General features: G+C 68.5%; 12 protein-coding genes. 6 read left to right on the forward strand and 6 right to left on the reverse strand.

Annotated elements, in window-relative coordinates; translation table 11 throughout:
- Positions 1 to 148: 148 nt before the first annotated feature.
- Entirely contained in the window at positions 149 to 1,012 is an 864-nt protein-coding gene (locus tag N5095_RS04185; RefSeq protein ID WP_267621409.1) for a sulfurtransferase, read from the reverse strand.
- 233 nt (positions 1,013 to 1,245) lie between these two features.
- Here N5095_RS04185 and N5095_RS04190 point away from each other — a divergent pair, with 233 nt between their 5' ends.
- The gene (locus N5095_RS04190) at positions 1,246 to 2,118 is read left to right on the forward strand and encodes a sulfurtransferase (RefSeq protein ID WP_267621411.1); all 873 of its coding nucleotides are present in this window, start codon (positions 1,246 to 1,248) and stop codon (positions 2,116 to 2,118) included.
- A gap of 8 nt (positions 2,119 to 2,126) precedes the next feature.
- Here N5095_RS04190 and N5095_RS04195 read toward each other — a convergent pair whose 3' ends face one another.
- Positions 2,127 to 2,969, reverse strand: a complete 843-nt coding sequence (locus N5095_RS04195; protein ID WP_267621413.1) for a beta clamp domain-containing protein — start codon at positions 2,967 to 2,969, stop codon at positions 2,127 to 2,129.
- Positions 2,970 to 3,225: 256 nt separating this feature from the next.
- On the opposite strand from N5095_RS04195, the gene N5095_RS04200 reads away from it, so the two are divergent.
- Entirely contained in the window at positions 3,226 to 3,786 is a 561-nt protein-coding gene (locus N5095_RS04200; protein WP_267621415.1) for a DUF8102 family protein, read from the forward strand.
- 87 nt (positions 3,787 to 3,873) lie between these two features.
- On the opposite strand, the gene N5095_RS04205 is transcribed toward N5095_RS04200, so the two are convergent.
- The gene (locus tag N5095_RS04205; RefSeq protein WP_267621417.1) at positions 3,874 to 5,343 is read right to left on the reverse strand and encodes a hypothetical protein; all 1,470 of its coding nucleotides are present in this window, start codon (positions 5,341 to 5,343) and stop codon (positions 3,874 to 3,876) included.
- A gap of 289 nt (positions 5,344 to 5,632) precedes the next feature.
- Between N5095_RS04205 and N5095_RS04210 the strand changes: the two genes are divergently transcribed.
- Positions 5,633 to 5,887, forward strand: a complete 255-nt coding sequence (locus N5095_RS04210; protein WP_267621419.1) for a hypothetical protein — start codon at positions 5,633 to 5,635, stop codon at positions 5,885 to 5,887.
- Between the two features lie 645 nt (positions 5,888 to 6,532).
- Here N5095_RS04210 and N5095_RS04215 read toward each other — a convergent pair.
- Positions 6,533 to 7,591 carry an AI-2E family transporter gene (locus N5095_RS04215; protein ID WP_267621421.1) on the reverse strand — a complete coding sequence of 353 codons (1,059 nt, stop codon included), beginning with the start codon at positions 7,589 to 7,591 and terminating at the stop codon, positions 6,533 to 6,535.
- Positions 7,592 to 7,999: 408 nt separating this feature from the next.
- Between N5095_RS04215 and N5095_RS04220 the strand changes: the two genes are divergently transcribed.
- The 3 genes from N5095_RS04220 to N5095_RS04230 all read left to right on the forward strand — a co-directional run bounded on the left by N5095_RS04220 (position 8,000) and on the right by N5095_RS04230 (position 11,617).
- Positions 8,000 to 9,793: an ABC transporter permease gene (locus tag N5095_RS04220; protein WP_267623001.1), complete on the forward strand. Its 1,794-nt coding sequence runs from the start codon at positions 8,000 to 8,002 to the stop codon at positions 9,791 to 9,793.
- On the forward strand, positions 9,790 to 10,950 hold the full coding sequence (locus N5095_RS04225) for an ABC transporter ATP-binding protein (protein WP_267621423.1): 1,161 nt from the start codon (positions 9,790 to 9,792) through the stop codon (positions 10,948 to 10,950). Before N5095_RS04220 ends, N5095_RS04225 begins: the two co-directional genes overlap by 4 nt.
- Positions 10,951 to 11,086: 136 nt before the next feature.
- Positions 11,087 to 11,617: a DoxX family membrane protein gene (locus tag N5095_RS04230; RefSeq protein WP_267621426.1), complete on the forward strand. Its 531-nt coding sequence runs from the start codon at positions 11,087 to 11,089 to the stop codon at positions 11,615 to 11,617.
- Between the two features lie 95 nt (positions 11,618 to 11,712).
- On the opposite strand, the gene N5095_RS04235 is transcribed toward N5095_RS04230, so the two are convergent.
- Together N5095_RS04235 and N5095_RS04240 are read right to left on the reverse strand one after the other, a co-directional pair.
- Positions 11,713 to 12,039, reverse strand: coding sequence for a DUF7344 domain-containing protein (locus tag N5095_RS04235; protein ID WP_267621428.1), 327 nt, complete (start codon positions 12,037 to 12,039; stop codon positions 11,713 to 11,715).
- A gap of 212 nt (positions 12,040 to 12,251) precedes the next feature.
- Complete coding sequence (locus tag N5095_RS04240; RefSeq protein ID WP_267621430.1) at positions 12,252 to 12,971, reverse strand: class I SAM-dependent methyltransferase; 720 nt, start codon at positions 12,969 to 12,971, stop codon at positions 12,252 to 12,254.
- Between the last annotated feature and the right edge of the window lie 216 nt (positions 12,972 to 13,187).

Consider the following 13,187-nt stretch of genomic DNA (forward strand, 5'->3'; position numbering starts at 1 on the left):
GGTAGCACTTCGGCCTAACCGCCCCGGCCCGCTCCCGCGTCATCGCCTCGTCCTGCACCGGCGTGCCGGGCGGCGGGGGCCACGCACAGGCGGCTCTTAGGGTCGGCAGCTGCGCCGTCGAAAAATCCGTGGCTCGGACCGGAGCCGTTCAGTCGCCGCCTTCGCCCTTCTCGACGGGTGCGCCGACGAGGTTGCCCCACTCGGTCCACGACCCGTCGTAGTTCGTGACGTGGTCGTAGCCCAGCAGTTCGTGGAGCGCGAACCAGGCGATGGAGGAGCGCTCGCCGATGCGGCAGTAGGCGATGACGTCCTGGTCGTCGTCGATGCCCTCCTCGCCGTACAGTTCGCGCAGTTCGTCGGCGGACTTGAACGTCCCGTCGTCGTTGACCGTCGCGGCCCACGAGATGTTCTTCGCGCCGGGGACGTGGCCGCCGCGCTGGGCGGTCTCCTGCAGGCCCGGCGGCGCGAGAATCTCCCCGGAGAACTCCTCGGGCGAGCGCACGTCGACGAGGGGCAGGCCGCGGTCGATGGCCTTGTCCACGTCGTCGCGGTAGGCGCGGATGGACTCGAACGGGCCGCGAGCCGAGTAGTCCTGCTCGGGGAACTCCGGTACGTCCTCCGAGAGCGGGTAGTCGTTGTCGAGCCAGTAGTCGCGGCCGCCGTTCATCAGACGGACGTCCTCGTGGCCGTAGTACTTGAACTGCCAGTAGGTGTACGCCGCGAACCAGTTCGAGTTGTCGCCGTAGAGGACGACTGTGGAGTCCTCACTGATGCCGTGAGAGCCGAGCAGCTCCTCGAAGTCCTCCTTCGAGAGGATGTCGCGCGTGGTCTGGTCCTGAAGCTGGGTCTCCCAGTTGAAGCCGATGGCGCCGGGGGCGTGGCCCTCGTCGTATGCCTCGGTGTCTACGTCGACCTCGACCAGTCGGTAGGCGGGGTCGTCGCTCTGGAACTCGTCGAGATGCTCCTCCACCCAGTCGGCGGAGACGAGCACGTCCTTGGCGTAATCTGACATTGCGGTCGGGTGTAGGGCAGCTATCGGGATAACTCCACCACCCCCCGGCATGTTCGGCCTCTCATCGGGGGAAGCAGAATATGTTGCCGATAGTTCGGCGCCCCCCGTTGGGTCGAACTCGGTTCGTCGTGACCGGGGAGTTACGCGCGAGACAGAAGGCGGCAATCGGTGCCGGCTTCCGGGACGGCTGTCACGACCGTATCGCTTTCGTCGGGGGCGCCGTAGCGCCCGGTATGACCGACTCCACCGCCGACGGCCCCGACCCCGTCGTCTCGCTCGACTGGCTCGCCGACCACCTCGCCGACCCCGGCGTCCGCGTCGTCGACGTGCGCGACGCCTGGGAGTACGACGGCATCGGCCACGTCCCCGGCGCGGTGAGCATCCCCTTCGACAGCTTTCGGGCGGGGACGCACGCCGCCGAGAACGACGAAGACGGGGACGGCCGCGACGACGAGACGGGCGAGGCCGGGATGTTCCCCGGCGCCGACGTGTGGGCCGACCTGATGGACGGCGCCGGTATCGGCGAGGACGATACGCTCGTCGCCTACGACGACACCCACGGCGTGTTCGCGGCGCGGTTCCTCGTCACCGCCGAACACTACGGCCACGAGGACGTGCGCCTCCTCGACGGCGACTTCAGCGCGTGGAGTCGCGAACGCGGCGTCTCGCGGGAGGGAGCCGATATCCAGCCCGGAGAGGGGTACGCGGTCGGCGACCCCGTGAACGACCCGCTGGTCGACTACGGGACCGTCTCCGAGGCGCTCGACGACCCCGACACGGTCGTCGTCGACACCCGCGAGGCGTGGGAGTACGAGGAGGGCCACCTTCCGGGTGCCGTCCAAATCGACTGGCGCGAACTCGTCAACGAGGAGACGCGGGGGCTCCGCGACGACGACGACCTTCGCGCGCTGCTCGAAGAGCGCGGCATCACCCCCGACCGGCGCGTCCTCCTCTACTGCAACACCGCCCGGCGTATCAGTCACACCTACGTCGTCCTCCGGCATCTCGGCTACCCGAACATCGCGTTCTACGAGGGGAGCCTCACCGAGTGGGAGCGGCGAGGCGGGCCGCTGGAGACCGAGACGACTGGCGAGGACGACGACTGAACGCCACCCTACCCCCGCGAGATGCGCGGCGCGAGCGCGAACGTCACCCGGCCCTCGCCGTCGGCCACGTCGAACGCGAGGTCCATCGGCGTCTCCTGTTCGCCCAGGCGAACGGTGACGGGCCGTCCGCTCGGCACGACCCGGTTCATCTCCGAGAGGTAGGAGAGCGAGAACAGCGACCGGGCCTCGGCGCCCGCGTCCACCTCGAAGACCCCGCAGTCGCCCTCGTCGACGCCGAAGTCGACGCTGTCGGTGTCGCCCTCGGCTCGGAGGCGGAGGGTTCGGACGGCGTCGCTCCCCCCGTTCTCGCCGTCGCCGTCCGCCTTCTCGACGCCGATTTCGACGTGGTTCGACACCATCACCGCGGCGTCGACACCGCGGGAGAGCATTCCGCCGTCGAGTTGGACCCGGGCGACGAAGTGCTCGGAGAAGTCGACCACGTCGGGGAGCGAGCGAACCGCGTCGGGGTCGACGAGCGCAAGCGCGTAGACGAGGTCGCCGACCCGGACTTCGAGGCGGCGACGTTCGGGGTCGAGCGAGAGTCCCACGAGGTCGTCGCCGTCGGCCATCCCGACGACGGCCGCGAGTCGCGTCAGGTCGACGCCGAGGCGCGCCCCACTCGTCTCGTAGCGCTCGAAAGCGGCCGCGTCGACCGTCGCGTCGACGATGCCGACGGTCGCCGGGTCGGTGGCGACGATTCGGAACTCGTCGGGCTCGGGCCGGACGATGCACTCGTCGACGAGCACCGCGGCGGCGTCGAGAACCGTCTGTAGCGGCTCGGCTTCGACGGTCGCGTCGAAGGCGGCGGGCTGTACTGTGGCGTCGCGGTCGGTGGCAGTGGGTTGGCTCATGTGAGGTGAGTCCGGTGAGTCGGTGGCCGGGTGTACGGTCCGGCGGAAGCCGTGCCCGTCGCTGGTCGCCACGTCGTAGTCGCCACTCTCGGCGGATTCCCGCGACGTGGGTCTCGAACGGCCGCTTCCCGACCGAATCGGCGACTAATCGGTCTCCGAATAGGTTGATAAGCGTTTGGTGGGCAGAACGCAGTAAATAATCCGTATTGGGTTATACTTACAACAGGAGAGCGCACAACGTAACTCGAAACAGATTATGACTGGGAAGCGAGACCGCGGGCTACTCAGCCCGGCCGACCGGTCGTACTTGCGTGGTGAGAGCGACCTGGCGAGCGTCCAGTCCGAGCGCAACACGCGGGGGCGAATCCGCGACCGGGTCCACGACGGGCTGCTCGACTTCGAACTGCTGACCGGGGCGCTCTCGGACCGGGACGTAGAACTGCTCTTCGAGAAGCGACTCGGTGGTGACGACGGGACGGTCGCGTTCGACGCGCTCGTCTCGGCGGTGGCGTTCCTCTACCGGGGCGTCGACCACACCGACCTCGACTTCGAGGCCGTCCTGCGGGAGGGGGTAAACCTCGCCGAAGCGCGGGAGGACCGGGCGGCGACGGTGACGTTCTCGAAGACGCTACACGCCCTCGATACCGACCAGCTTCGACGGAAGCTCGAATCGGACGAGTCGCTGTCGCTCACCGAAATCGCCTACCTCTACGAAGCGGACGACCTCGGTCGCGACGAACTGGCCAAGTACTTCGGCGACACGCGAGCGCCCGAACTCGACGACGGCCGGGTGCAGTCGAAGGTGACCGACTACTGAACGACGGCTCGGTTGCTCAGGTAGCGGCCCGACGGCGGGTTCGACCGGCAAACCGCTACCCTGTAGCTCACCACGCACTGCCGTTCCTCACCCGAAACAGGCGTCGTCGGCCACCTCCGTCACCCACCGCCACGTCATCCGTAAGTCTTCCAGCGTGAACCGAGGCTCCCCGGTCAACAGGAGATATTCAACGATTGCACGTTGGGATATCCAGTTCGGGTCAACCGGACTCATCATGATGAGGTCCGGCGTCTCGTGGTTCGCGTGGTCTAACCCGAGATAGTGGCCGACCTCGTGAATCGGGACGAACTGGAACGGCCAGTACGGCTGGCGGTCCCGGAACGTGGCACCGCTGACCTGTTCGTAGTCGTCGTCGTCGCCGAGTATCCCGGCGAACGACGGAGGGCGGAACCAGCTGGCGAACCCAAACGGTTGGCGTTCGCGGATTTCGGTGTAGCTGAACACGGCGACGAGAGGGACCTCACAGAGCGGGTCGTCACGCCCGGTTCGGCCGTACACGTCGGCGAGTAGCTGTTCCACGACCGGGTTTCGGCGTTCACCGCCGATCGGCGGCGTGTCGTCGCCCGCGCTCGGTCCCTCGGAGCGGAGGTCCAACGGCACGTAGTCGCGGTCGTGTACTTCGAAGGCGCCGATGTCCTTCCACCACAATTGGACGCCGAGCTGTGCGGCCTTTCGCCGGGCAGTGTCGAGATACCGACGGAACCGGTCCGTTCGGATGGCGAACGCGTGGAACTCGGCCACGGCCTCCGGTCCCTCAGCCAGATACAGGTCGATGTCCCTGTAGGAGACGGTCTTGTCAGTACCGGCGTAGACAACCTCACCGGTAGGTCTGTCGAGTGGACCGCCGGGACACCGCGACGCGTGACCCGCCATCGCATAGAGGTCGATGACGCCATCTCGGTGGAGATCCCGGAGGTCGACTTCACTCTCCGTCGAGACGAACAGGCGGACCGGCCGTACTTCCATCGGAAGCCCCATCGGCCGACTGCCGACTCCGACGCGGTCGCGAGCACGTTCGAGGGCGTCCTCGTCGTCCCCGAAACGGCGCCGGAGAGCCCGGTCGACCTCCGATTCGACTTCGTGAAGGGTGACCGAGTCACGGGCGCTTCCGAGGAGACCGAACGGAATCCGCGTCACCCACGTGACCGCCCGCGCTATCTGCAATCCGATTTCGACGCCGCCGCTGGCGATTCGGCACCAGTTCAGTCGCAGGATGCCGAACACGACATCTTGGATGCCCTCCGTGAGATCCCGAACGATTCCGAGCAGGTCCCTCCCCATGTGGAGGGCCCACTTGAGGACGCTCGCGAAGAACGCTCCGACGACCCCGAACGAGGAGGCTAGCGAGTCGACGAGCCGTTCGATGTCGTCGAGGATTTCGACGACGTCGTCGAGCAGACTCTGTGCGAAGTCGACGACCTCCTCGACTGTCTCGAGGAGGTCCGACCAGAGGTCCCGGAGCGAGACGAGCGCCTGCAGTGGGTCGGTGAACAAACAAACGAGGAACGTTCCGACGAACTTGAGTACTCGAATCACGATCATAACGACCAGTCGAACGAGGAAGCGGACCAGTTTGCAAACGAGATAGACAACCCACTTCACCACGGTCACCACTACCCACGTCACCACTTTCACGACGACGAGTGCGATTTCACAGAACCAACGTGCCGGGTGCCACCACGGACGCTTCTTGCACTTCCGTTCTTCCCGGGAAACCCACTTCTCTACGGGCTTTCTGACACGCTCTTCGATTCGCTTCTTGACCCGTTCACACTCTTTCCGCCAGCGGGTGAAGAATCGTTCGACCGGTATTTCGACTTCTTCCGTGGCCCACCGGTTCACCGCACGACAGGCGCCGCCGCTGCCGCTGCTGGAGCCGACGAGTACTCCCGGAAGCGTTCTCGCGACCCTCGCAACTATCAACGGCGAGACGCTGTCACCGTCCAGGGTTCCCGCTGTCGACCCGCCGTCGGCGCGCTCGAAGTACGGGTATCGGCGGGTCACTGGCGGGCCGCCTGTCGAGCCGCTGTCGGCCGACGCCGTTCCCAACCTCCGCTCGGAAGACGGTAACGACGAATAGTGTCGTCCGACACGGGCCGCCAGTGACGTCACCACCCGTTCCCGCTCGCTCGAAAGTCGCCGTCTCGCGCCCTCGAATTGCCGTCTCACAGCGCGCCCCGACGGCGACGAGCCGTAGGAAGCCCGTAGCCGCTCTCCGACCTCGCCGACCGCATCCGCGAGTACGTCGGGTGCCTTGACGTCCTGACTCCGGACTTGCAGGGCCGAATTCAAACGCGTTCGCACCGCGTCCGCCGCCCCCAACTGATTTTTCATCTCACACCTCAACTACTCACTTTATCACTATTACGTATAATCTAGTATGCCTATTCGAAGATATATCATAGCGAACGGACGTACGGGATTTGGATACTCACCGACGAAACGCCGCCACCACGGAGCAGGGGCCTCGGGAGGACGAGAGCCGATCGGTGGTGTGCGTGTCGAGTACCTTTCCCTCTACTTCGGCGAGTCCGGCGCCCGCGCGGCCGCTGACCAGCCGACGTGGTCAGACCGCCGCCGCCAGTCGACACGCGACCAGCGTCACCAACGACATGAGAGGAGCCGACGACGGCGAACGTGGTTGATCGGATGGCTTCTGATAGTGCCCCGGTCAGTCGCGACGCCGGTCCGTACATCGATCAACGCGGGCCGCCACAGGGGCTGCTCAGCTCGTCTTCGAGTCCGAGTGGGGTCGCGATTCAGCCCCTACGGCGGCCTCGCCACCGGCTCCGACACTGTCGGTGGCGTCGGCCTCCGCGGAGAGCAGACTCACCACCTCGACGAGCAGCGCGACGACGAGCGGGCCGGCGACGAACCCGATGGGGCCGACAGAGAGTACGCCGCCGACGAAGCCGACGAAGTAGAGACTCACGGGCAGGTCCGAGGCGATGCCGGCCAGCCGGGGCCGGATGACGGCGTCGGGGAGGAATCCGACGAGGGTCAGTCCAAGCACGACGACGAGCACGGCGCGCTGGACGTCGCCGCCGACCAGGTCGACGACGGCGAGGGCGACGACCAGCACACTGGGGCCGACGACGGGGACGAACTGCAACACCGCGGCGACGATGGCGAGCGTCAGTGCGGAGCCGTACCCCAGCAGGACGAAGACGACGAAGGCGACCAAGCCGGTGCCGACCGCGGTCGCCGCCTGCAGGACGTAGATGGCGAGCAGGGTCGAGCGCACCCGCTCGTGGAGCGCGTCGACGACGCCGTGGTACTCGGTCGGGACGAAGCCGTAGACGGCCCGGCGGACGTCGCCGGGTTTGTACAACAGCCCGTACACCAGGAGCGCGAAGAGGAACGCCTTCAGCGTCAGTACCGGCGCCGCACTCGCGGCCGTCAGTGCCACCGAGGCGATGGTCTCCCGGGCGGCGTCGAGCAGCGGCGCGGTGGGGAGGACGTACCGGAACCCGGCCACTTCGAGCACGAGCTCGTCCGGGAGCTCGCGTAGCAGGTCGACGACGACGCTCCGGCGGCGGTACAGCACGTACGACAGCGGGGAGACCACGGCGAACAACCCGAGGAAGGCGAGCGCCGTCACCGCCACGCTGGCGAGTCGGCGCGAGAAGCCACGGGCGACGAGCCGCCGCCGGAGCGGAAAGAGCACGTAGGCGACGGTGACCGCGAAGAACACGGTCGACAGCACGCCGCCGAGGACGTACGCCGAGAGGGCGGCCAACAGGGCGAACAAGGCGACGAGCGCGAGACGACGGCTTGGTGGCACGGTCGTGCGTTTCGTGGGACCGATAAAACGGTTCCGTCGCTTCGGTTCCGGGCCGTCGCGTCGGTAATATCCGTCGGCACAGCGTCCGTCGATTGTTACTCGGAGTAGCACCCGGGTCGATACCGACTGGTCACCCGACAGGTGACGCCGGCCGTCGACCGGCCGTCACCGATTCGCCGCCGCTCGCGCCCGTCGCACATCGGTCCCGCTAAGTACCACTCGGTAGAACCACCGGGTGATGTACCGGTCGACCATCGCGTCGCGGCAGCCACGTTCAGGTGGGACGGGGGCGAACGGACGCCCGTGAACGGGGAGTCGTCACCGGCGACCGACCGCGAACCCGCCGACACCGGCGGGTTCCTCCGCCGGCTTCGAGCCGACCTCGCCGACACACTCACCCGCCGCGGACTGGCCATCGCCGGCACGCTCACCGCGCTGGCGCTCGTTTTGTTGTTCTACTACCCGGTCGCGACCGTGTTCGTCGACGCCGTGCTCGTCGAGGGGACGGTCACCCTCGACCCGCTCGCGCGGGTGCTCACCGACCCGTTCTACGTCGGCTGGGTGGCCGACCTCGTCGCCGACCCGGTCGGGTTCGTCGGGGTCGTCGTCACCGACCCCGCCGCCGCGTTCGCGGGCGGACTGGGGCTCGTCGGCTTCACCGCCTACCAGGCGCTGCTCTCCACGCTGGCGAGCGTCGCCCTCGGCCTGCCCGGCGCGTGGGTGCTCGCCCGCTTCGAGTTCCCCGGCCGCCGCACGCTTCGGTCGCTCACCATCCTCCCCTTCGTCCTCCCGGCGGTGATGGTCGCGGTCGGCTTCGTCGCCTTCTTCGGCGCCGGCGGCCCGCTGAACGGCCTCCTCACCGCACTGGGACTCCCCCGTCTCGGCCTCCTCTACACCCTCCCGGCCATCGTCGTCGCCCACGCGTTCTACAACGCGCCGCTCGTCACCCGCCTGACGACGGCGGCGTGGGAGGGCGTCGACGCCCGGACCGTCGAGACCGCCCGGAGCCTCGGCGCCTCGCCGACGCGGGCGTTCAGGGACGTAGTGCTGCCACAGCTCCTGCCGGCGGTTCTCGTGAGCGCGACGCTGACGTTCGTGTTCACCTTCGCCTCCTTCCCCATCGTGCTCGCGCTCGGCGGGTTCCAGTTCGCCACCGTCGAGGTGTGGGTGTACAAGCTCGCGAACGACCTGAACTACGCCGAGGCGGCGGCGCTGGCGACCGTCGAGACCGCCCTCTCCATCACGCTCACGTACCTCTACCTCCGCTTCGAGGCCCGACAGGGCGGCGGCGGGCGCGGCGTCAGACCGCTCGACCGCAGACCCCTCCTCCCCGCGGACTGGACCCCGAAGGCGACGGCGACCCGCCTCGCCGTTCTCGGCTACGCGCTCGTCGCCGCGCTGGTGTTCCTCGGTCCCCTCGTCAGCATGGTCGTCGCCTCCGTGGCCGGCGCCGAGGGGGTCACCCTCCGTAACTACGCCTTCCTGCTCGAACGCCAGCAGACCGGGGCGAGCTTCCAGGTGAAACCCTTCACCGCCGTCGTCAACTCCGTCGGCTTCGCGGTCGGCGCCCTCCTGCTTGCTCTGCCGATGGGGGTCGCGGTCGCGGCCGCCACGACACGTCGCTTCCGGGGCCGGAAGGTCGTCGACGCCCTCGCGATGGCCCCCTTCGCGGTGTCGGGCATCGTCGTCGGACTCGGTCTCCTCCGCGGACTCGTCTTCGGCGTCGAGGTCTTCGGCGTCCGGCTCTCCGTCGGCGGTCCGGTCGCCATCGTCGCCGCTCACGCCGTCGCCGCCTACCCCTTCGTCACCCGGAACGTCGCGCCGGCGCTCGGCGGCCTCGACCGACGGCTCGTCGAATCCGCCCGGAGCCTCGGCGCGAGTCGGACCCGGGCGCTCCTCGACGTGGAACTCCCGCTCGTCTGGCCGGGCGTCGTCGCCGGTGCGGCCTTCGCCGTCGCCATCAGCGTCGGCGAGTTCGACTCGACGGTCGTACTCGCCAGCGGCGCCGAGAGCTACACCATGCCCGTCGCCGTCGAACGACTCCTGGGTCGGCGGCTCGGTCCCGCCACGGCGATGGGCGTCGTGCTCCTCGTCGTGACGAGCCTGAGCTTCGTCGTCGTCGAGCGCTTCGGCGAGCGCGCGGGAGAACGAGAGCGGGAGGGCGCCGACACCGACCGGGACGGAGGTGCCTTCGGCCGATGACCGACGTCCATCTCGACGGCGTCACGAAGGAGTACGCGGGCTCGACGGCCCTCTCGGAGCTCTCCCTCCACGTCGAGGACGGGGAGTTCTTCACGCTCGTCGGCCCCTCCGGCTGCGGGAAGACCACGACGCTCCGACTGCTCGCCGGATTCGAGTCGCCGACCGAGGGTCGGGTCAGGTTCGGCGACGACGACGTGGCCGGCGTCCCGCCTGAGGACCGCCGGGTCGGCGTCGTCTTTCAGAACTACGCGCTGTTCCCGCACATGAGCGTCGCCGAGAACGTCGCCTACGGCCTCCGGTTCTCCGAGCCGCCGGACGGCCAGTCGAAAGCGGCGCGCGTCGCCGACCTGCTCGACCTCGTCGACCTCTCGGGGATGGGCGAGCGCGAGCCGGACGCCCTCTCCGGCGGCCAGCAACAGCGCGTCGCCATCGCCCGGGCGTTGGCGCCCGGCCCCCACCTCCTCCTGCTCGACGAGCCCATGAGCGCACTCGACGCCCGGCTCCGCGAGCGCCTGCGGGTGCAGGTGAAGGAACTGCAGTCCGACCTCGGCGTGACGACCGTCTACGTCACTCACGACCAGGAGGAGGCCCTCGCCGTCTCCGACCGCGTGGCCGTGCTCCACGACGGGCGGCTCGAACAGGTCGGCACCCCGCGCGACGTGTACCGTCGGCCCGCCACCCGGTTCGTCGCCGAGTTCGTCGGCGACAACAACGTGTTCGAGGGCGAAGTCGTCGACTCGGCCGTCGCCGACACCGGAACCGCGACGCCGACAACTGCACACGACACGTCGGTTTCTCCACTCGAAACGAAGGAGGTCACGGTGCGCGTGAACGGGACACGGTTCGCGCTCGCGGCGGAGCCGGCGGCCGACGAAGCCGAGAGTGCGGACGCGAGGTCGGTGTCGGCCGGCGACACGCTCACCTTCTGTGTCCGGCCCGAGCATCTCCGACTCGGTACGGCACGGGAGCGCGGCGACGACTCGTGGAACCGCTTCGAGGCGACGGTCGCGAGCGCGGAGTTCCTCGGCGAGCGCACTCGCGTCCACCTCGACTGGGACGGCACGCCGGTGACGGTTCGGCTCGACGCCTTCGAGGGGGAGCCGGGCGACCGCGTCACGGTGGGCTTCGACGCGGACGCGACGCGGCTGCTCGACTGACCGCCCGTCCTCGACCGACGGCTCCGAAGCCGACCACTGAAGCCACTTCCCGCTCCGGCCGATTTCAAGACACTGGGAACCGCTTCGGGCGTTTTTGGGGGGTCGACCCGAACGTCCACACGCGAGGTAACCGCCGATGGCTAACCGACAACTCGACGCGGAACTGTTCGGTCGACGCACCGAGTTCGAGTACTCGGAGGCGTGGGTGGGGTACGCCCTGCTCGGTCTCCGACTGGTGATGGGGTGGACGCTGTTCTACGCCGGTATCACGAAGGTGCTGGACCCGACGTGGAGCGCCGAGGGGTTCCTGTTGAACGCCATCCCCGAGGGGAACCCGTTCGTCGGGTTCTGGGCGACCCTCGCGAGTGACTGGCTGTGGCTCGTCGACCCGTTGAACGCGTGGGGGCTGACGCTGGTCGGTCTCGCACTCCTCCTCGGGGCCGTCGTCCGCTGGGCGGCGTTCTGGGGTGCGGTGATGATGCTGTTTTACTGGGCGGCCAGCCTGCCGTTGGCGAACGGAATCGTCGTCGACGACCACGTCGTGTACGCCCTGTTGCTGTTCGGTCTCGGGGCGTTCGGAGCGGGCCGAATCCTCGGTCTCGACGCCGTCCTCGAACGGACCGACCTCGTCGAACGCCACCCTCGGCTCCGGACGCTACTCGGGTGAGCGGGTCGAGAAGCGGGGGCGCCGTCTCGGCTGTCCGGCCGAGACTGCTCGGGTCGGCTCGGTCCGAGTCGGCGACGACGGCGTCTCGGACGCCGCTATCGCGAGTCGTTCTCATGGTCCGCGACCGTGTCGAGGAGCGACAGGAGCCCCTCGAAGGCGGGTCCGCGGCGGACCGCGTCCTCGTCGGCGTCCCACTCGACGAACCCTCTCTCGGCGAGCGTGGGGAGGTGGACGTGGTGCAGTTCTACGAGCGTCGACTTCCGGTGTTCTCCGTTCGCTTCCGGAACCAACGTCCCCGCCGCGAGGGCGTCGCCGGTTCGGTCGGTCCGGTCGGCGACCTCTCGGACCACGTGGCGACGGAGCGGCTCGCTGAGCGTACTGAGCTTGGCGTCGAGCGACGGCGAACGGACAGTCTGTGACATTGGTGTGGACTCCTACGGAACGAGGTGCTGTGGAGTCCCGCGCGACGGCCGCGCGAAGAGAACGGTCGGCGTTCAAGCGGCCCCTCCATCGTCGGGGCACGAACGCACAGAGGCATTCCGGGTTCCGTACTCTGTCGCAGTCTCCCACACTCAAAAGCCTTTCAATAACGAAACCGGACGTTCTCCACCGGATACGTTTCCGGAGCCTCACACTACGGCGCGACGCCGACGGTCAGCAGCGTGCCGAACGTGCGGTAGCGCTCGACCATCGCCTCGCGACTCTCCCACTCGTCGGTCGGGAACTCCTCGGCCGACGGGATGTCGACCTCCCGGTCGGCGACGTTGTCCTGCTCGGCGACGTGGAGGCCGGCCCGACGGAACGCCTCGCGGTACTCCCGCGCGGACCACCGGGTCATCTCCACCTCGATGTTCTCCTGCCAGGCGTGGGAGTGGACGTTCTCCTCGTAGTAGTTGACGGCGCAGTAGAACGTGCCGCCCGGCTTCAACACGCGAGCCACCTCTTCGAGCGTGTGGTCGGGGTCCGCGGCGTAGTAGAACGCCTCCATTGTGAACACGTGGTCCAGCGAGTCGTCGGCGAACGGGAGTTCGTCGAAGTCGCCGACGAGGAAGCCGAGGTCGTCGTACCCCTCGGTGTCGGCGTCGCCGGCGTCTCCGGCGTCCCCGTGCGTGTACAACCGCGCGTTGCGAGCCATCTCGGGGGAGCCGTCGAGGCCGTACCCGCGGCCGATTCCCTTCGTCTCGCGGAGGGCGCGGAGGGCGTACCCGCTCCCGGTGCCGAGGTCGAGCACGCGGTCGCCGGCTTCGACCGGCATCCGTGCCAGCACGTGCTTCGCGGTGTGCCAGTGGCGCTCCTCCATCCCCTTGTCGCGGCCCTCGGCCGCCCAGGCGTCGAACTCCTCGCGTACGCTCATCGTCGGAGGGTGGCGCGGCGGGGAGTAAAGCGGTTCGGAGCCGTGTCGAGTGCCGCCGCTGCCCGGTCGACCCGGACCGCTTCCGGCGATGAGCGCCCCGTCCTCGTCACCCGCACGCGTCGTCGGTTCGCGTCGTCCGTACGGGGACGCTGACGCACACGAGCCGTACTCCGCCCTGACAGGAACGACGAACGGCCGCCGTCGGCGGGTCGGCGC

Source organism: Halobium salinum (genome assembly GCF_026586625.1).
GTDB lineage: Archaea > Halobacteriota > Halobacteria > Halobacteriales > Haloferacaceae > Halobium > Halobium salinum.

What these genes read in the sequence shown, in the direction of transcription:
- N5095_RS04195 (WP_267621413.1), bottom strand. Translation starts at nt 2,969, where the DNA reads ATGAGCCAACCCACTGCCACCGACCGCGACGCCACAGTACAGCCCGCC.
- N5095_RS04185 (WP_267621409.1), bottom strand. Translation starts at nt 1,012, where the DNA reads ATGTCAGATTACGCCAAGGACGTGCTCGTCTCCGCCGACTGGGTGGAG.
- N5095_RS04200 (WP_267621415.1), top strand. Translation starts at nt 3,226, where the DNA reads ATGACTGGGAAGCGAGACCGCGGGCTACTCAGCCCGGCCGACCGGTCG.
- N5095_RS04240 (WP_267621430.1), bottom strand. Translation starts at nt 12,971, where the DNA reads ATGAGCGTACGCGAGGAGTTCGACGCCTGGGCGGCCGAGGGCCGCGAC.
- N5095_RS04230 (WP_267621426.1), top strand. Translation starts at nt 11,087, where the DNA reads ATGGCTAACCGACAACTCGACGCGGAACTGTTCGGTCGACGCACCGAG.
- N5095_RS04225 (WP_267621423.1), top strand. Translation starts at nt 9,790, where the DNA reads ATGACCGACGTCCATCTCGACGGCGTCACGAAGGAGTACGCGGGCTCG.
- N5095_RS04190 (WP_267621411.1), top strand. Translation starts at nt 1,246, where the DNA reads ATGACCGACTCCACCGCCGACGGCCCCGACCCCGTCGTCTCGCTCGAC.
- N5095_RS04235 (WP_267621428.1), bottom strand. Translation starts at nt 12,039, where the DNA reads ATGTCACAGACTGTCCGTTCGCCGTCGCTCGACGCCAAGCTCAGTACG.